Genomic DNA, 17931 nt, shown 5'->3' on the forward strand with positions numbered 1-17931 from the left:
GGGTTGCGACAGTTGTTCTAGTAGAACTAGAATTAATAGAAATGAGAACGGAGGTGCAGGAGTGCTGATCAGAATCGATGCGGACAGTCCGCGTCCGCTGTTCGAACAGGTCGCCTCCTCGGTGCGCGGAGGCATCCTCGCCGGCCGCGTCGGGGCGGGGGACCGCCTGCCCGCGGCGCGGGACGTCGCCGAGGCTCTCGACATCAATCTGCACACCGTGCTGCGCGCCTACCAGCAGCTTCGCGACGAGGGTCTCGTCGACCTCCGCCGCGGAAGGGGTGCCGTGATCGCGGCATCCGCGGCCCCGCTTGCTGCTCTCGCCGACGACGTCGCCGGCCTCGTCCGCCGCGCTGCCGCTCTCGGAATCTCGCCCACCACACTCGCCGCCGTCGTCACGGAGATCGAATCATGAACACGTCAGTCGAGGTGCGTCGCGCGCGCCGCGCCTTCCTCATCGTCGGCCTCGTCGCGCCCATCGTCGTCGCCGTGGTCGCGCTGATCCCCATCCTCATCTGGCTTCCCGAACCCCCGGACCAGGTCGTCACGCACTGGGGTGCAGACGGTCCTGACGGCTTCGGCAGCCCCACGATGTACGCCTGGATGCAGGTGATCATCGGAGTCGGCACACCGCTTCTCCTCGCGCTTCCGGTGCTCGCCGTCGCGCGGGACGCCTGGGGCCCGGTCGGCCGCTTCATGGGTGCGCTCTCGCTCGGATTCGCCGCGTTCATCTCCATCGCGATGGCGGGGTCCGTCGCGATGCAGCGCGGGGACGGGGCGCTGGACGGGATCGGCATCGTGCTCGCCGCGAGCACGACAGGGATGCTCGTGCTCGGCGTCCTCGGCTGGTTCCTGCAGCCGCGGGTGATCGTGCGGGCTCCGGCGGCCGCGGCATCCCGACTCGACCTCGCTCCCGGAGAGCGCGCCGCCTGGTTCGGCACGGTGGCGATCGGGCGCGCGGGCGGGATCATCCTCGCCGTGGCCGTGCTGATCATGGTGTGCTCCGCGGTCTGGATGCTCGCGGCGAGCGAGCTCCTCGGATTCTGGATCACCGCGGGCGTCGCGCTCCTCGTCAGCGCGCTGGTCGCCGCGACCTTCGTCTTCCGGGTCCGGATCTCGGCGGCAGGACTCCGCGTCCGTTCCCTCCTCGGGTGGCCGCGGTGGGATGTTCCCGCATCCGACATCACGGATGTCCAGGTCGTCGAGGTCGACCCGATGACGGAGTTCGGCGGCTGGGGTGTGCGCATCGGCCTCGACGGCCGCATGGGTGTCGTCCTGCGCGCCGGCGAGGGCATCCAGGTCACCCGCCGGAAAGGCAGGCCTTTCGTGGTCACCGTCGATGACGCCACGACCGCGGCCTCCGTCCTCAACACCGCTGCTGAAGGAGCCGAATCATGATCCGCATCAGGCCATGGGCCACCGTCTCGTTCATCGTCCTGGCGCTCGGACTCGCGTGGCTCGTCGCCCTGCCGCTGTGGTTCACCGGCGGGCTGGCGAGTCCGCTGTTCGGCATCCTCGTCCCGGTGATGATGTTCACACCCACCATCGCCGCCGTGATCGTCGTCCTCGCACTGCGACCGGTGCCGAAAGGGCAGCGGCTGCGGTTCCTCGGACTGTGGCCGCTGCGACCGGCGAAGCGCGTCGTGTGGATGACGGTGCTCGGCCTGCTCGCGCCGTTTGTGCTCATCCTGGCGACCGTTCTCGTCGCCGCGCTCTGCGGCTGGGTCCAGCTCGACCTCGTGCAGTTCTCGGGGTACGCGGAGATCGCGGAGGCGGCCGTTCCGCCGGGAACCCCGCTGCCGCCGGCCGGCGTTCTGGTCCTGTCGCAACTGGCCCTCGTGCCCGTCGCCGCCGCGACGATCAACGCGTTCGTCGCATTCGGCGAGGAGCTCGGCTGGCGCGGTTACCTCGTCCCCGCGCTGCGGCCTCTCGGCACGTGGCCGGCGCTGCTGCTGAGCGGCGCGATCTGGGGCGTGTGGCATGCGCCGATCATCCTGCTCGGCTACAACTTCGGCCGGATCGACATCACGGGCGTGCTGCTGATGACGGCCGGATGCATCGCGTGGGGGGTCCTGCTCGGGTGGCTGCGGCTGCGCTCCGCGTCGGTGTGGCCCGCCGTCTTCGCGCACGGGATGATGAACGCCTGCGCCGCGATCATCGGCCTCGTCTTCGCGGCAGGGACGACGTACGACATGGCGCTCGCCGGTCCGCTGGGTGCTGCCGGGTGGATCGTGTGCGCCGTGGTCACCGTGCTGCTCGTGGTCACCGGACAGTTCCGCCGCCAGCCCGAGCTCGACGGTGCGCCGGGGCGGCTGCTGTCGGAGCCGCGGGGCTGAGGCGACCGGATCCGGCCTTGACGCCTGCGGTCCCGCCCGATTGGGTGGAGCCATGGCCGAATCGACCCCTGAGAACTGGCGCCGCACGGACGAGTTCCTCTCCGACCTCCTGGTCGGTCACGACCCCGGTCTCGAGGCCGCGCTCGCCGCGCAGACGGACGGAGGACTGCCGGCCATCGAGGTCGCACCCGTCAGCGGCAAGCTCCTCAATCTGCTCGCCCGCATGAGCGGTGCGCGGCGCGTGCTCGAGATCGGCACGCTCGGCGGCTACTCGACCATCTGGCTGGCGAGGGGCGTCGGCGACGGCGGCGAGGTCGTCACGATCGAGGCGGAACCGGCCAACGCGGCCATCGCACGGGCCAGCATCGATGCCGCGGGCGTGGGGGAGCGGGTGGCGATCCGGATCGGCCGCGCCGCCGACGTCCTGCCGACGCTCGCGGGCTCCGATCCCTTCGACCTCGTCTTCATCGACGCCGACAAGGAGTCGAACACGATCTACCTCGACTGGGCCGCGCGCCTCGGGAGAGCGGGCACCGTCGTGGTCGTCGACAACATCGGCCGCGAGGGCGAGATCGTCGACGAGAGCACGACCGACCCGATGGTGATCGGCACGCGCGACGGGCTGCGCATGCTCGCCGAGGATCCGCGATTCGATGCGACGGCCCTGCAGACGGTCGGCATCAAGGGCTGGGACGGCGTCGCGCTCGCAATCGTCGCCTCCTCCGGCTCCTGAGCCTGTCGAAGGCGGGATGCCGCGGACTAGACTGGCCACGGATCGACGACGCTCCACAACCACCCTTTCCCTGAGCAAGGAGCACATACGTGGCACTCATCGAGGCTGTAGGCGCACGCGAGATTCTGGATTCACGCGGCAACCCGACCGTCGAGGTGGAGGTGCTCCTCGATGACGGCATCGTCCAGCGGGCAGCCGTTCCCTCCGGCGCATCGACCGGAGCCTTCGAGGCATACGAGCTCCGCGACGGCGACAAGTCCCGCTACGGCGGCAAGGGCGTCCTGAAGGCCGTCGAGGCCGTCATCGACGAGCTGGGACCTGCCATCGAGGGCGTCGAGGCGAGCGAGCAGCGCATCGTCGACGAGATCCTCAACGAGACCGATGGCACAGACAACAAGCAGCGCACGGGCGCGAACGCCATCCTCGGCGTCAGCCTCGCGGTCGCCAAGGCCGCAGCAGACAGCGCGGACCTGCCGCTGTACCGCTACCTCGGCGGTCCCAACGCGCACGTCCTGCCCGTTCCGCTGTTCAACGTCATCAACGGCGGCGAGCACGCCGACAACGGCATCGACATGCAGGAGTTCTTCCTCGCCCCGATCGGCGCCGAGACCTACTCGGAGTCGCTGCGCTGGGGTGTGGAGACCTACCACGTGCTCCGCAGCGAGCTGAAGGCCGCCGGTTACGCGACCGGTCTCGGCGACGAGGGCGGATTCGCCCCCGACCTGCCCAGCAACCGCGAAGGCCTCGAGTTCCTCATCAAGGCGATCGAGAAGGCCGGCTTCACCCCGGGCAAGGACATCGCCCTGGGTCTCGACGTCGCCGCCACCGAGTTCTTCTCCGACGGCGTGTACCGCCTCGACAACAAGGACTGGACCGGCCCCGAGCTCATCGAGTACTACCAGGGTCTGGTCAGCGACTTCCCCATCGTCACGATCGAGGACGCCCTCGCCGAGGACGACTGGGACAACTGGAAGCTCCTCACCGAGGCGCTCGGCTCCAAGGTGCAGCTCGTCGGCGACGACCTGTTCGTCACCAACCCGCAGCGTCTCGCCGACGGCATCGAGCGCGGTGTCGCCAACTCGCTGCTGGTCAAGGTGAACCAGATCGGCACGCTCACCGAGACGTTCGACGCGGTCAGCCTCGCCCAGCGCTCCGGCTACACCGCGATGCTCTCGCACCGCTCGGGCGAGACCGAGGACACCATGATCGCCGACCTCGCGGTCGCCACCAACGCGGGTCAGATCAAGACCGGTGCGCCCGCACGGTCCGAGCGCGTCGCGAAGTACAATCAGCTTCTGCGCATCGAGGAGGACCTCGCGGACGCCGCCGTGTTCGCCGGTCGCTCGGCGTTCCCCCGGTTCCAGGGCTGAGGCCGTCGAACTGAGGCGCTGAACGCGCGCACGTAGGCACGACAGAAGGGGGAACCATGACCAGGCGTCCGGTTCCCCCTTCTCGTGTCCAGGCGGCATCCGTGCAGGCGCCGTCGCGCCCTTCGCGTCGCCCTCAGGTCGATGTGCGGGACTGGGCATCCGGCATCCGCCTGTCCGGCTTCATGGTCATCATGCTCTCGCTCGTGGTGCTCGGAGCGTGGGTGCTCGTGCCGACTCTGGGCACCTACATCGATCAGCGGCAGAAGATCGCGGCCCTCGAGGCGTCGGTTCAGGTCAGCGCCGATGAGATCGAGGCTCTCGAGCAGGTGCGCGAGCGCTGGGACGACCCGGCCTACATCACGACGCAGGCGCGCGAGCGGCTGTACTACGTCAAGCCGGGCGAGGTGACCTACCTCGTCGACAACGACCTCGACCCCGCCTCGCTCCCGCAGGAGCAGGCTCCGGTGAGCGACGAGCTCGAGGAGCGGCCGGCCGATTGGATGCCGCAGCTGCTGCGGTCCGTCGCCGGCGCCGGCCTCGCTCAGAACGCGACCCCGGCGGAGTAGTCCGGGGTTTCCCAGGGTCGCCTCCCGTAGGCTGAGACGGTGACGACGCCTCCCTTCGCCCCGCCCACGCCCGCCGAGATCGCCGTCGTGTCGGCGCAGCTCGGCCGTCAGGCCCGTGGCGTCGTCGGCATCGCCGCCCGATGCGTATGCGGCAACCCGACCGTCGTCGCGACGAGCCCCCGCCTCGACGACGGATCGCCGTTCCCCACGTTCTACTACCTGACCCACCCCGCGGCCACAGCGGCCATGTCGACGCTCGAGGCGACCCAGGTCATGCCGGAGCTCGCCGCCCTGCTCGCCGACGACGAGGGCGTCGCCACCGCCTACCGCACGGCCCATGAGGCGTACCTGCACGACCGTGCGCAGTTCGGCGAGGTTCCCGAGATCGAGGGCATCTCCGCGGGCGGCATGCCGACCCGCGTCAAGTGCCTGCATGCCCTCGCCGGCCACGCGCTCGCCGCCGGCCCCGGGGTCAACCCCATCGGGGATGCCGCGCTCGAGCGCTCGAGCTGGTCGCCCGCGCGCTGCCAGTGCGAGGACCCGGGGGCTGCGACGCGATGACCTGGAAGGCGATGCTGCGCGGCACCGTCGCAGCCGCGGCGGTCGCGGCATCCATTCTGCTCACCGCGGCCGCGCCGACCCCTTCGCCGTCGCCGACCTCGCCGATCCCGGACGACCCGACCGACCCCGTCCGTGCGCTGGAGTACTGGCTCGACGGCGCGGGCATCCGCGAGGCATGGCAGACCACACGGGGCAAAGGCGTGACGATCGCCGTCATCGACACGGGGATCGGCAAAGTGCCCTCCGCATTCGGGGACGCCGTCGTCGGCGGCACCGACGTGTCGGGCAGCGGCTCTCCCGACGGGCGGTCGCCGGTGGGCGTCGTCGACCGCGATCACGGCTCGTGGGTCGCATCCCTGGCAGCCGGTCGCGGCAAGGCCGACGGCTCCGGCATGATCGGCGTCGCCCCGGAGGCGGATCTGCTGTCCGTCTCGATCGGCTTCGGCGCCGCGGCATCCGTGCCGTTCGTCGATCAGGTCGCCGAGGGCATGCGATGGGCTGTCGACAACGGCGCGGACATCATCAACCTGTCTTTCACGACGAACACCCTGGACTGGGATGAGAGCTGGGACGACGCGTTCCTGTACGCCTACGAGCACGATGTCGTGGTCGTCGTCGCCGCCGGCAACCGCGGCAGCGGCACGTCGATGATCGGCGCTCCTGCGACGATCCCGGGTGTCCTGACGGTCGGCGGCGTCGACCAGACCGGCACCGCGAGCGTCGAGGCCTCGACGCAGGGCATCACGATCGGCATCGCGGCTCCCAGCGAGGGCCTGATCGGCGTCTCAGCCGATGGCGAGCTGGCGCGGTGGCGCGGCACGAGCGGCGCGGCGCCGATCGTCGCGGGCGCGGCCGCGCTCGTCCGTGCCGCCCATCCCGAGCTGGATGCCGCGAACGTCATCAACCGGATCATCAAGACCGCGATCCCGGTCGAGGGAGTCAGCGAGCTTCCCGACCCGCTCTACGGGTACGGGCTGCTCGACGCGGCTGCCGCGGTCGACGCATCCGTCGCGCAGGTCGACGAGAACCCGATGGGCGATCTCGCCGAATGGGTGCGCCTGTACCGCCGTGCCGATGTCGCTCCCGCCCCGGAGCCCGAGGTCGCGCCCGTCGAGGTCACCCCGCTCCCGGCGGCGGATCCGCCGTCCGAGGCGGGTTCCCCGCTCGTTCCGAGCATCGATTCACTGCGGTACGGTACCCTGCCGCTGATCGTGCTCACAGTCCCTGGTATTCTTATAGGGCTAGGCGTCACCGCAGCTGCCCGGCGTATTCGATCGGCGCGCAAGCCAAGCACGCCAGCAGCCTGACGAGGAGTTGTCCTTCTGTGCCTGAGAACAGCACTGTGACCGTGAACAACAGCGTGCCCAAGATCCTGATCGTCGGTGGCGGTTACGCAGGTTTCTACACGGCGTGGAAGCTCGAGAAGCACCTCCGCAAGCGCGAGGCCGAAGTCACCATGGTCGACCCGCTTCCGTACATGACCTATCAGCCGTTCCTGCCCGAGGTCGCGGCGGGTTCGATCGAGGCCCGGCACGCGGTCGTGGCCCACCGCCGCCATCTCAAGCGCACGAACGTCATCACCGCCAAGGTGACCGGCATCGACCACGCGAACAAGGTCGCGACGATCACGCCGCCGGTGGGCGAGCCGTACGAGTTCGCGTACGACCAGATCGTCGTCACCGCGGGCGCCGTCTCGCGCACCTTCCCGATCCCCGGCATCGCCGATAACGCGATCGGGCTGAAGACCATCGAAGAGGCTGTCGCGGTTCGCGACAAGCTCATGTCGAACTTCGACAAGGCCGCGGCTCTGCCCGCCGGTCCTGAGCGCGACCGCCTGCTGACCGTCGTCGTCGTCGGCGGCGGCTTTGCCGGCATCGAGGCGTTCGCCGAGCTCCGCTCGCTCGCCTCGTCGCTGGTGGGCAAGTACCCGCAGCTCAGCTTCGAGGACACCCACTTCCACCTCATCGAGGCCATGGGGCGCATCATGCCCGAGGTCTCGCAGAAGACCAGCGAGTGGGTGCTCAAGGACCTCGCCAAGCGCGGTGCGTACGTGCACCTCGACACGCAGGTGCAGGGCGCCGAGGGCGGCAACGTCGCACTCTCCACCGGCGAGGTCATCCCGACCGACCTCATCATCTGGACCGCCGGTGTCATGGCCAACCCCACCGTCGTGCGCGGCGGAGACCTTCCCGCCGAGGAGCGCGGCCGCATCCAGACTCGTGCCGACCTGCGCGTGGGCACGGCGGATGCCTTCGTCGAGGGCGCCTGGGCGGCCGGCGACGTCTCGGCCGTTCCTGACCTCTCCGGCGGCGGTGTCGGCGGGTACTGCGTTCCCAACGCTCAGCACGCCGTACGCCAGGCCAAGCGCCTCGCCAAGAACCTCACCGCCGTGCTGCGCGGCGAGGAGACCAAGGACTACTTCCACAAGAACCTCGGCGCCGTCGCGGGACTGGGTCTCTACAACGGCGTCTTCCAGTCGGGCAACCTCGCGCTCAAGGGCTTCATCGCCTGGATCGCGCACCGCGGCTACCACGGCCTCGCGATGCCGACGTGGGAGCGCAAGTGGCGGGTGCTCTGGGGCTGGTGGAACAACCTGTGGCTCGGCCGCGACCTCGTCAACCTCGAGACGGTGCAGAACCCGCGCTACATCTTCGAGGAGTTCGCCGCGCGTCCGCGCCCGGTGGCGGATGCCGCTCCTGCAGCGGGGCCCGCCGAGAAGCCCGCAGCCGAGAAGCCTCCTGTGAAGAAGGCCCCGGCGAAGAAGGCGCCCGCGAAGCCCGCCGTTTCGGCCGCCGAGGCAGCCAAGGCCGCTTCGAAGTAGAGTCCGACAACGCAGAAACCGCCCTTCCCCGCAGGGGGAGAGGGCGGTTTCTGCGTTGTCGGCGTTCGGTACCCCCACTGGGACTCGAACCCAGACTGAAGCGATTTTAAGTCGCCTGCCTCTGCCATTGGGCTATGGGGGCGTGACACCTCAGCCTACTCGCGCGTCTGCGCGGGCCGAGGTCGTAGGGTGGGGGAGTGCTCGACCTCACGGCTCTCTCGACGTCGCCCGCCGATCGCGCCTGGGAGGACCCCGCCCGATGGTGGCCGCGGCTGACGGAGGCCACTGCGCATCTGGCGGCACCGGTCGGAGTCATCGACCTCGACGCCCTGCGGCACAATGCGATGGACATGCTGGTCCGCGCGGGCGGCATCCCGATCCGGGTCGCCTCGAAGTCCGTACGGGTGCGGGCGGTCCTCGACGCCGTGCTGCGGATCCCCGGCTATCACGGCATCCTGTCGTACTCGCTCGCAGAGGCGCTCTGGCTCGCCGAGACCCACGATGACATCGTGCTCGGCTACCCGACCGTCGACATGGCGGGCCTCGAGCGACTCGTCCACGACGACGCGGCAGCCTCGCGCATCACGCTCATGGTCGATGACCCGGCCCACCTCGACCTCGTCGACAGCGTCGCCGCACCCGGGTCACGAGCCGCGGTCCGCGTCGCGATCGACGCCGACGCCTCCTGGCGCTCCGCGGCGCTCGGGCACATCGGTGTGCGCCGCTCGCCCCTGTTCACAGCATCCGACGTCGTGCGCTTCGCGCGCACGATCCTCGCTCGCCCCGGATTCGAGCTCGTGGGGCTCCAGATGTACGAGGCGCAGATCGCCGGTCAGGGCGACAACGGCTCGGACGCCCCCGTCATCCGCATGGTGCAGGCGCGTTCGCGGGCCGAGCTGCGCACCCGCCGTGCGGAGATCGCCGACGCGCTCACCGACATCGCCCCGCTGGAGTTCCTCAACGGCGGAGGGACCGGGTCGCTGGAGTTCACCGGCAGCGACGAGTCCGTCACCGAGGCCTCCGCCGGGAGCGGGCTGCTCGGCGGGCACCTGTTCGACGGCTACCGGTCGTTCCTGCCCGCACCGGCGAGCGCGTTCGCCTTCGACGTCGTCCGTCGCCCTGCCGCCGACATCGCCACCGTGCTCGGCGGCGGATGGATCGCCTCGGGCCCAGCCCTCGTCTCGCGCCAGCCGCGCGCGGTATGGCCAGGCGGCCTGCGCACGATGCCGCGCGAGGCGGCGGGCGAGGTGCAGACCCCGCTGCAGGGACGTTCCGCGGCCGACCTGAGGATCGGCGACCGCGTGTGGTTCCGGCACGCGAAGAGCGGCGAGGGCGCGGAGCACATCGACGCGTACCGGCTCGTGTCGGGCTCCGAGGTGATCGATGAGCTGCCCACGTATCGCGGCGAGGGGAAGGCGTTCCTGTGACCAGGCCCGGCGGCACATGGCAGAACTGGGGGCGGTCGGCGTCGATCAGGCCAGCCCGCGTGGAGCGGCCGCGCAGCCCGGACGGCGTGCAGCGCGCCGTGCTTGCAGCGATCGCGCAGGATCTGCCCATCAAGGCCGTGGGCGCGGGGCACAGTTTCACAGGGATCGCCGTCGCCCCCGGTGTGCTGCTCGAACTCGACGATCTACAGGGGCTCGTCTCTGTCGACGCCGGACGGTCGCGGGTCACGCTGCTGGCAGGCACGCGCCTGCACCGCATCCCGCGGATGCTGGCACCGCACGGCCTCGCGATGCAGAACCTCGGCGACATCGACCGGCAGTCGATCGCCGGAGCGATCTCGACCGGCACGCATGGCACGGGCACGGGGTTCGGGGGGATCGCCACCCAGGTCGTCGGCGCGACCCTGATCACGGCCGCAGGCGAGTTCCTGCGCGTCGATGAGAACGACAACGCCGAGCTGCTCCCGGCGGTCGCGCTGGGACTGGGCGCACTCGGCATCCTCGTCGAGGTGACGCTGCAGTGCGTGCCCGCGTTCGTCATGCACGCGATCGACGAGCCGGCCCCTCTCGACGACGTGCTCGATACCGTCCCCGACCGCGCCGCGGCATCCGACCACTTCGAGTTCTACTGGTTCCCGCACACCGAGGTCGCACTCACCAAGCGGCAGACACGGCTTCCGGAGTCCGCACCGCGCAGGCCGCTGCCGGTGGTGGGGCGCTGGATCGACGAGACGCTGCTCTCCAACGGCGTCTACCGCGTCGTCTGCGCCGCAGGACAGGTCGTCCCCGCCGTCACGCCGCCGTTCAGCCGGCTGGCGGTGAGACTGACCGGGGACCGCGAGTACACCGACCGGTCGCACACCGTGCTCACGCAGAGCCGGAACGTGCGCTTCCGCGAGATGGAGTACGCGCTGCCCGCCGAGAACGTCGTCCCGGCTTTCCGCGAGATCCAGGAGCTGATCCGCCGCAAGGGCTGGCGGATCGAGTTCCCCATCGAAGTCCGGTTCGCGGCCGCCGACGAGCTGTGGCTCTCCACCGCGCACGGCAGGCCGAGCGGATACATCGCCGTCCACCGGTACTGGCGCGCCGATCCCACCGAGTACTTCGAGGCAGTCGAGCAGATCTGCCTCGAACACGGCGGCCGGCCGCACTGGGGCAAACTGCACACGCTGGATGCGCGCCAGCTGCGGGAGCGCTACCCGCGGTTCGACGAGTTCACCGCGTTGCGCGATCGGCTCGACCCCGAGCGGCGGTTCGCGAACCGGTACCTGGATCGGGTGCTCGGCGAGTGAGGATGCCCAGTTCACACGCAGGGTGCCTCGGTAGGATGAAGGAAATTCGGTCCAAGGGGGTTGCCTGACATGGAATGGCTCATTCCGGTACTGATCGTCGTCGCGGTACTGGTGCTCGTCGGCATCTACCTCTGGGCGACGTACAACTCCCTGGTCCAGCTGAACGTCCGCGTCGACGAGGCGTGGAGCGGCATCACGGTTCAGCTCAAGAGACGCGCCGACCTCATCCCGAACCTCATCGAGACGGTCAAGGGATACGCCTCGCACGAGAAGGCGGTCTTCGAGAACGTCACGCGCGCCAGGGCCGAGACGCTGGCCGCGACGAGCCCCGGTGAGGCGGGGATCGCCGAGGGCCACCTGCAGCAGGCGCTGAAGAGCCTGTTCGCGGTCGCCGAGGCCTATCCGCAGCTGCAGGCCAGCCAGAACTTCCTTCAGGTGCAGCACTCGCTCGTCGACACCGAGGACAAGATCCAGGCCGCCCGGCGCTTCTATAACGGCGGCGTGCGCGAGTTGAACACCAAGATCAAGGTGTTCCCGAACAACCTCTTCGCCCGCAGCCTCGGATTCACCGAACGCGAGTTCTTCGAGGTGGCCGACGGCGCGGCGATCGCCGAGCCGCCGCGCGTGCAGTTCTGATCGTCACCACACCGACAGCACGACGCCGGCGTTCTTGACCGTCACATCGCCGCGCAGCATCCAGTCCTCGGTGCGGTAGGTCACAGCGGCCGACTCGCCGTCCGTGCCCGTCCCGGTGAGGGTCGCGACGAGCACGCCGCCGTCGGCGTGGAACGTCGGCAGCGTCACGGCGAGCGTCGGCGGTTCCTCGACGCGGAACCGGATGCCGTCGACCTCGGCGAGATCCGCGGCCCAGGGGATCCGGAAGCCGCACGCCTCCGGGATCTCCGTCGCGGGGCGGGTGCACGCCTCGACCACGGCATCCAGTCGCTGCTGGGCCGCGGCCTCCAGTTGCGCATGGCTGAGTTCCACTCCGATTCCGGACACGGATCGCGGGCCTGCGGCCGTGCGCGGCCAGAGCGTCATGACGACGACGGCGGCCACGACGAGTCCGACAGCGACGATCACTGCGACGCCCACGCGCGCCCGTCTGGTCACGCAGGCACCTCGCGATCGTGCACGTGCCGTGCGATCCCGCCGCGCGCGATGTGCAGGGCGCCTGCGACGGCATCGGCCGCGTCACCCCATCCGGAGACGGAGATGTTCTCCAGGCCCTGCCAGGATGCCGCCAGGGCCAGCTCCTGAGCCACGGCCTCGGCGTCCTCGGGACGCGCGTGCGGCTCCCACCACGCCGACTGCACCTGCAGTGTCGACGACGCGCGTTCGGCCTTCAGATCCACGCGGGCGACGATCCGATCGCCGACCAGGACGGGCAGTGAGTAGTAGCCGAAGCGGCGCTTGTCGGCGGGCACGTAGATCTCGATCCTGTAGTCCAGGTCGAACGTGCGCAGTGCGCGTTCGCGGAACCACACGACGGGGTCGAACGGTGTGAGCAGAGCTGCGGCGTCCACGCGGCGCGGGACGATGGCGTCCCGGTGCATCCACGCCGCAACAGGCTTGCCGCCGCGCTCCCACCCGCGCACTTGCACGGGGTTGAGCTCTCCGGCGTCGACGAGGTCATCGATCGCGCGGCGCACCGCCCCTCGGTCACGGATTCGGTAGTAGTCCGCGAGGTCGGTCTCGGTGGCGAGCCCCTGGGAGCGCGCGGCGCGGCGCATCAGCTCGGTGATCGCATCCCGCCGCGGCACCTCGCGCGCACGCACCTCTTCAGGGATCACGTGCTCCTCGAGCGCGTACACCCGCTCGAACCCCCGCCTGCCGCTGATCGCGACGTCACCGATGCGCCACAGGTGCTCGAGAGCGATCTTGACCTCGTCCCAGTCCCACCAGCTGCCTCGATCGCGAGGGGCGTCGGCTCGCAGCTCGGCCGGCCGGAGCGGGCCTCGATCACGAAGCTCGTCCTGCACCCAGGCGAGGGTGCGGGCGTTCTGGCTCGCCCACGAGTCCGGTGCCGACCATCGCCGCCGGAAGTCATCCATGCGGAACCGCCAGAGCGACCAGTCCTCGACGGGCACGAACGTCGCCTCGTGGGCGAGGTACTCGACGTAGTGGGTCGTCCTGGACAGGAAGACGCGATCCAGCAGCGCGGGGTCGTAGGAGCCGAGCCGCGAGAAGAGCGGCAGGTAGTGGCTGCGGGCGAACACGTTCACCGAGTCGATCTGCAGCACCCCGAGGCGTTCCATCACCGTGTGCACGTGCCGTGCGGCGACGGTCGCGGTCGGGCGGCGGCGGGTGAATCCCTGGGCGGCGAGGGCTGTGCGCCTGGCCTGTGCGGCGCTGAGGGTCTCGGACACCCGGTCAGCGTACCCTCAGCGTCCGACAAAGGGACGGCGGCGGCACAGCATCCGCACAGGCCCGCAACTAGACTTGGCCCATGACGGACGAGCGGCGCCCCCGGAAGCGCGATCTCCTGTGGGGTCGCATGCCCACGGATCGGACGGTCTCGACCGAGGCCGACAACACCGTCCCGCTGTCGTTGCGCGTCAGCGCCGCCTACGCCTGGCGCCTGCTGCTGATCGCCGCCGCCGCCGGTGTCATCATCTGGATCGTCATCCAGCTCAAGCTCCTCGTGATCCCGCTGCTCATCGGCATCCTCGTCACCGCGCTGCTGTGGCCCGCGTTCGAGTGGATGCTGCGGCACCGGTTCCCGCGCTGGGTGGCGATCGTGATCGCGCTGATCGGGACCGTCGCGATCGTCTCCGGACTGCTGTGGCTGGTCGGATGGCAGATCAGCCGCGAATGGGCGCAGGTCCAGGTGCGCACCACCCAGGCCGTCGACGAGTTCCGGCAGTACCTCATCGACGGGCCGCTGCACCTCACCGAGACGCAGATCCAGGACTACATCGATCAGGGCTTCGCGCTCATCCAGCAGCAGGCCGAGCTGCTGTGGTCCGGCGCGCTCGCGATCGGCACGACCGCCGGCCACGTGCTCGTCGGCGCGCTGCTCACCCTCTTCATCCTCATCTGTCTGCTCGCCGACGGCGGGGGCATCTGGCGGTGGACGACCAAGCTCTTCCCGCGCGACGCCCGCCCCGCCGTCGACGCGGCCGCACGCAGCGGATGGCGCACGGTCGTCAACTACGCCAAGACGCAGCTGCTCGTCGCCACGATCGACTCGATCGGCATCGGCCTCGGAGCATTCCTTCTCGGGGTGCCTCTGGCGATCCCCGTCGCGGTGCTCGTCTTCCTCGGCGCGTTCGTCCCGATCGTCGGTGCCGTGACCACCGGAGCGGTGGCCGTGTTCCTCGCGCTGGTCTACAACGATCCGCTGAACGCGTTCTGGATGCTCGTCGTCGTCATCGGCGTGCAGCAGTTCGAAGGCCACGTGCTGCAGCCGATCCTCATGGGGACCGCCGTGAAGGTGCATCCGCTCGCCGTGGTCCTCGTCGTCGCCGGCGGATCGATGATCGCCGGCATCCCCGGCGCCCTGTTCGCCGTCCCGCTCGCCGCGTTCGTCAACGTCGTGGCCGTGACGTTGAGCACGGGCTCGTGGCGCACCGGCCGACAACCCGCCGGCGATCTCATCTGGAGCACAGTGCCGCGCGAGCGGCTACGGAGGAATACATGAGCGCAGTCCCCACCCTGGCCGAGTTCGAAGAAGCCGCACGGGGGCTGGAGAGCGTCATCTCCCACACGCCGACGCTGCCCTCCAGAGCGCTGTCCGACATCCTCGGATCGCCCGTCGTGCTGAAGATGGAGAACCTGCAGCGCACCGGGTCGTTCAAGATCCGCGGCGCGGGCCACCGGCTCGCTCAACTCACCGCTGAGGAGCGATCGCACGGCGTGGTCGCGGCATCCGCCGGCAACCACGCGCAGGGCGTCGCGCTCGCAGCGCAGGCCCTCGGCATCCCGGCGACGATCTTCATGCCGCTGGGCGTTCCGGTGCCCAAACTCCTGGCGACCCGCGGCTACGGGGCCGAGGTCGTCCTCGAGGGCGAGACAGTGGCGACCTCGCTCCGGCTGGCCGCCGAGTTCGCGGAGCGGACCGGCGCCATCATGATCCACCCGTTCGACCACCGCGACATCGTGATCGGTCAGGGGACGCTCGGTCTCGAACTGATCGAGGACGCTCCGGATGTCGACACGATCCTCGTCGGAATCGGCGGGGGAGGCCTGATCGCGGGCGTGGCCGCTGCGGCGAAGGCCGCGGCCAAGAAGAACGGACGGACCGTCCGCGTCGTCGGCGTCCAAGCCGAGAACGCCGCGGCTGTGGCCCCGTCGCTCGAGGCGGGGCATCCGGTCGAGATCACCACGCTCCCGACGATCGCCGACGGCATCCTCGTCGCCAAGCCCGGGGACGTGCCGTTCGAGATCATCCGCGACCTCGTCGACGAGGTCGTCACGGTCAGCGATGACGACATCGCCCGGGCGCTGCTCATCCTCCTCGAGCAGGCCAAGGTCGTCGTCGAGCCCGCGGGCGCCGTCGGCGTCGCAGCGATCCTCGCCGGCAAGGTGCACGACACCGGCAACACGCTCGCGGTCCTCACCGGCGGCAACATCGACCCGCTCCTGCTGCAGCGCGTGGTCTCGCACGGGCTGGCGGCATCCGGTCGCTACCTGACGGTCCGCATCCCGCTGCCCGACCGCCCCGGCCAGCTGGCGCGGGTCTCGGAACTCGTCGCCGAGGCCGGAGCCAACGTCATGGAGGTCATGCACACCCGGCACGGACAGGGTCTGCAGATCAGCGAGGTCAGCCTGCAGCTGAGCATCGAGACGCGCGGTGCCGAGCACACGGAGCTGACGCTCGACACGCTGCGCCGGGCGGGTTACGACCCGATCGTCGTTCCGGACTGATCCCGTCCTGCCGAGGCCCGATCGACAAACGACGAGCCGCACGAAACACCAGGGCCGCGCCGAGACAGCGACGAATCGTCGCAGTCTCAGCGCGGCCTTGCGGTCTCGGCGTCAGCCGGCGTAGGTCTCCACGCCGGTGACCTCGACCGAGATCGACTTGCCGTTCGGCGCCTCGTAAGACGTCTTCTCGCCGATCTTGAGGCCCAGGATGGCCTGGCCGAGCGGGCTCGCCTCGCTGTACACGTCGAGGTCGGTGTCGCCGGCGATCTCGCGGCTGCCGAGCAGGAACTGCTCCTCGCCACCCGCGACGATCGCGGTCACCACCGTGCCCGGCTCGACGATGCCCCGGCTCGCAGGGGCCTCGCCGACCTTGGCGGTCTTCAGCAGCTGCTCGAGCGTGCGGATGCGCGCCTCCTGCTTGCCCTGCTCGTCCTTCGCGGCGTGGTATCCGCCGTTCTCCTTGAGGTCGCCTTCTTCACGGGCCGCTTCGATGCGCTTGGCGATCTCGTCGCGACCGACGGTGGAGAGGTGCTCGAGCTCGGCGACGAGCCGATCGTAGGCTTCCTGCGTGAGGAACGGGACCTGAGCGTCTGTGGACACAGCGTGCTCCTTCATCGAACGCCCTTCAGGGCGAGTGTGCTGACCGCCGTCACGGCGGAGGGGATATGCCAAGACGCCCCGGCTCAGTGCCAGGGCGTCGTCTGAAGAGGAGTCTATGCGACCCAGCAGGAGTTCACCAAACCTGTGGTGGCCTCCGCGACGGTCGGTACCGTCGTGCTCAACTGCTGCAGATGCTCGTCGGATGCCGGAATCTCGACGATCCGCCACCCCACGATGCCGAACTCCTCGTCCAGCGCCTCGATCGCGCAAGCGACGTCTTTGCCCTGGCCGCCGGTGACCTGGAACCGCACCGTCACACTGTGCTCGTCGGCGACCTCGAAGCCGAGATCGTCGGCGTCGACGGAGTTCGCGGACTGCATGAACGTCATCCACCCGAACACGCCCACCACGGCGATCACGAGCAGAATTCCGACGATCCACGGGAGCCGCCGGCGACGGGTGCGCCCGTACCGCTCGTCGAGCTCTTGCGCGGTCGTCACGGCGGGTGCCTTTCGGTCGTTAGGCTGGAGTTCCAGGTTACGCGACCTGAGATCGAGAGGCGGACAGATGATGGTGCTCTTCGGAATGGTGCTCACCGGCACCGACACCCCGATGCCGACGCCGTCGATGACCGTCGACCCGAACTCCGTCACCCCCGGGCCCGCGGGCTTCGCGGTGATCGTCATCGTCGTGATCGCCGTCGCGCTGCTCATCTGGGACATGAACCGACGCGTGCGCCGCGTCCGCTACCGCGCCGAGGTGCGCGAGGAGCTGGATGCCGAGGAGGCAGCGGCCCGCGAGAAGGACGAGCAGAACCCGCCGACCTGAGCGGGCCCGAGTGCGTCAGACGCCGACGCGCTCGAACGGGTCGAGGCTGATGCCCTGCTCGAGGATGAGCTTCGACCACTCGCGCGCACTGTGCAGGCTGTGGTCGCGGTAGTTGCCGCACTCGATCGCGCTCACCGCGGGCACCTGCTCCCAGGTGATCTCCTCGGCGATCGCGGTGAGACTGCCGCGCACGGCGTCCACGATGTGCGCGACGTCGGGCTCGCCCCAGGTGATCAGGTGGAAGCCCGTGCGGCAGCCGAACGGCGAGATGTCGATGATGCCGTCCATCCGGTCGCGCATGAGGCTCGCGAGCAGGTGCTCGATCGTGTGGAGTCCTGCGGTCGGGATCTCGCCCTCGTTGGGCTGGACGAAGCGCACGTCGAAGTTCGAGATCGCGTCGCCCTTCGGGCCGTTCTCGACGCCGATCAGGCGCACGTACGGAGCGCGGACAGCGGTGTGATCGAGCGTGAAGCTCTCGACATCGGCCATGGGTCTCTCCTTGGTTCTTGTCGG

Annotated in this window: 20 protein-coding genes and 1 tRNA gene; 15 read left to right on the forward strand and 6 right to left on the reverse strand. The window is 69.8% G+C overall.

Annotated elements, in window-relative coordinates; all coding sequences use genetic code 11:
* Window positions 1-61: 61 nt before the first annotated feature.
* From AB0269_RS02015 to AB0269_RS02055, 9 genes are all read left to right on the forward strand, one after another.
* A complete protein-coding gene (locus AB0269_RS02015; RefSeq protein ID WP_366209504.1) occupies window positions 62-412 on the forward strand; it encodes a GntR family transcriptional regulator in 351 nt (116 codons plus the stop codon).
* On the forward strand, window positions 409-1395 hold the full coding sequence (locus AB0269_RS02020; RefSeq protein WP_366209505.1) for a DUF1648 domain-containing protein: 987 nt from the start codon (window positions 409-411) through the stop codon (window positions 1393-1395). Before AB0269_RS02015 ends, AB0269_RS02020 begins: the two co-directional genes overlap by 4 nt.
* Window positions 1392-2333 carry a type II CAAX endopeptidase family protein gene (locus AB0269_RS02025; RefSeq protein WP_366209506.1) on the forward strand — a complete coding sequence of 314 codons (942 nt, stop codon included), beginning with the start codon at window positions 1392-1394 and terminating at the stop codon, window positions 2331-2333. Before AB0269_RS02020 ends, AB0269_RS02025 begins: the two co-directional genes overlap by 4 nt.
* Before the next feature lie 52 nt (window positions 2334-2385).
* A complete protein-coding gene (locus AB0269_RS02030; RefSeq protein ID WP_366209507.1) occupies window positions 2386-3066 on the forward strand; it encodes an O-methyltransferase in 681 nt (226 codons plus the stop codon).
* An 89-nt stretch (window positions 3067-3155) separates the two neighbouring features.
* Window positions 3156-4436 carry a phosphopyruvate hydratase gene (gene eno / locus AB0269_RS02035; protein WP_366209508.1) on the forward strand — a complete coding sequence of 427 codons (1281 nt, stop codon included), beginning with the start codon at window positions 3156-3158 and terminating at the stop codon, window positions 4434-4436.
* Between the two features lie 56 nt (window positions 4437-4492).
* Window positions 4493-5002 carry a septum formation initiator family protein gene (locus tag AB0269_RS02040; RefSeq protein WP_366209509.1) on the forward strand — a complete coding sequence of 170 codons (510 nt, stop codon included), beginning with the start codon at window positions 4493-4495 and terminating at the stop codon, window positions 5000-5002.
* A 39-nt stretch (window positions 5003-5041) separates the two neighbouring features.
* On the forward strand, window positions 5042-5563 hold the full coding sequence (locus tag AB0269_RS02045) for a DUF501 domain-containing protein (RefSeq protein ID WP_366209510.1): 522 nt from the start codon (window positions 5042-5044) through the stop codon (window positions 5561-5563).
* A complete protein-coding gene (locus AB0269_RS02050) occupies window positions 5560-6870 on the forward strand; it encodes a S8 family serine peptidase (protein ID WP_366209511.1) in 1311 nt (436 codons plus the stop codon). Before AB0269_RS02045 ends, AB0269_RS02050 begins: the two co-directional genes overlap by 4 nt.
* Window positions 6871-6923: 53 nt before the next feature.
* Window positions 6924-8384 carry an FAD-dependent oxidoreductase gene (locus AB0269_RS02055; protein WP_366210482.1) on the forward strand — a complete coding sequence of 487 codons (1461 nt, stop codon included), beginning with the start codon at window positions 6924-6926 and terminating at the stop codon, window positions 8382-8384.
* 69 nt (window positions 8385-8453) lie between these two features.
* Here the strand turns inward: AB0269_RS02055 and AB0269_RS02060 are convergent.
* Window positions 8454-8526 (reverse strand) — tRNA-Leu (locus tag AB0269_RS02060).
* A 55-nt stretch (window positions 8527-8581) separates the two neighbouring features.
* On the opposite strand from AB0269_RS02060, the gene AB0269_RS02065 reads away from it, so the two are divergent.
* The 3 genes from AB0269_RS02065 to AB0269_RS02075 all read left to right on the forward strand — a co-directional run bounded on the left by AB0269_RS02065 (window position 8582) and on the right by AB0269_RS02075 (window position 11757).
* The gene (locus tag AB0269_RS02065) at window positions 8582-9811 is read left to right on the forward strand and encodes an alanine racemase (protein WP_366209512.1); all 1230 of its coding nucleotides are present in this window, start codon (window positions 8582-8584) and stop codon (window positions 9809-9811) included.
* Window positions 9808-11121 (forward strand): D-arabinono-1,4-lactone oxidase, encoded by a 1314-nt coding sequence (locus AB0269_RS02070; protein WP_366209513.1) that lies wholly within the window; start codon window positions 9808-9810, stop codon window positions 11119-11121. The genes AB0269_RS02065 and AB0269_RS02070 overlap by 4 nt, the downstream gene beginning before the upstream one ends.
* Before the next feature lie 69 nt (window positions 11122-11190).
* On the forward strand, window positions 11191-11757 hold the full coding sequence (locus AB0269_RS02075) for a LemA family protein (RefSeq protein ID WP_175985817.1): 567 nt from the start codon (window positions 11191-11193) through the stop codon (window positions 11755-11757).
* A 3-nt stretch (window positions 11758-11760) separates the two neighbouring features.
* Here the strand turns inward: AB0269_RS02075 and AB0269_RS02080 are convergent, their stop codons facing one another.
* Window positions 11761-12234, reverse strand: coding sequence for a hypothetical protein (locus AB0269_RS02080; RefSeq protein WP_366209514.1), 474 nt, complete (start codon window positions 12232-12234; stop codon window positions 11761-11763).
* Window positions 12231-13490, reverse strand: a complete 1260-nt coding sequence (locus AB0269_RS02085; protein ID WP_366209515.1) for a crosslink repair DNA glycosylase YcaQ family protein — start codon at window positions 13488-13490, stop codon at window positions 12231-12233. Before AB0269_RS02085 ends, AB0269_RS02080 begins: the two co-directional genes overlap by 4 nt.
* An 80-nt stretch (window positions 13491-13570) precedes the next feature.
* Here AB0269_RS02085 and AB0269_RS02090 point away from each other — a divergent pair, with 80 nt between their 5' ends.
* On the forward strand, window positions 13571-14764 hold the full coding sequence (locus tag AB0269_RS02090; RefSeq protein WP_366209516.1) for an AI-2E family transporter: 1194 nt from the start codon (window positions 13571-13573) through the stop codon (window positions 14762-14764).
* Window positions 14761-15990, forward strand: a complete 1230-nt coding sequence (ilvA, locus tag AB0269_RS02095; protein WP_366209517.1) for a threonine ammonia-lyase — start codon at window positions 14761-14763, stop codon at window positions 15988-15990. Before AB0269_RS02090 ends, ilvA begins: the two co-directional genes overlap by 4 nt.
* Before the next feature lie 111 nt (window positions 15991-16101).
* On the opposite strand, the gene greA is transcribed toward ilvA, so the two are convergent.
* Entirely contained in the window at window positions 16102-16590 is a 489-nt protein-coding gene (gene greA / locus AB0269_RS02100; protein WP_175985822.1) for a transcription elongation factor GreA, read from the reverse strand.
* Window positions 16591-16703: 113 nt separating this feature from the next.
* Complete coding sequence (locus AB0269_RS02105) at window positions 16704-17090, reverse strand: DUF4307 domain-containing protein (RefSeq protein ID WP_366209518.1); 387 nt, start codon at window positions 17088-17090, stop codon at window positions 16704-16706.
* 67 nt (window positions 17091-17157) lie between these two features.
* Here AB0269_RS02105 and AB0269_RS02110 point away from each other — a divergent pair, with 67 nt between their 5' ends.
* Entirely contained in the window at window positions 17158-17418 is a 261-nt protein-coding gene (locus AB0269_RS02110; RefSeq protein WP_366209519.1) for a hypothetical protein, read from the forward strand.
* Window positions 17419-17433: 15 nt separating this feature from the next.
* On the opposite strand, the gene AB0269_RS02115 is transcribed toward AB0269_RS02110, so the two are convergent.
* On the reverse strand, window positions 17434-17907 hold the full coding sequence (locus AB0269_RS02115; RefSeq protein WP_366209520.1) for an S-ribosylhomocysteine lyase: 474 nt from the start codon (window positions 17905-17907) through the stop codon (window positions 17434-17436).
* Between the last annotated feature and the right edge of the window lie 24 nt (window positions 17908-17931).

The organism is Microbacterium sp. NPDC077644 (genome assembly GCF_040702785.1).
In the GTDB taxonomy this organism is placed as follows: Bacteria; Actinomycetota; Actinomycetes; order Actinomycetales; family Microbacteriaceae; genus Microbacterium.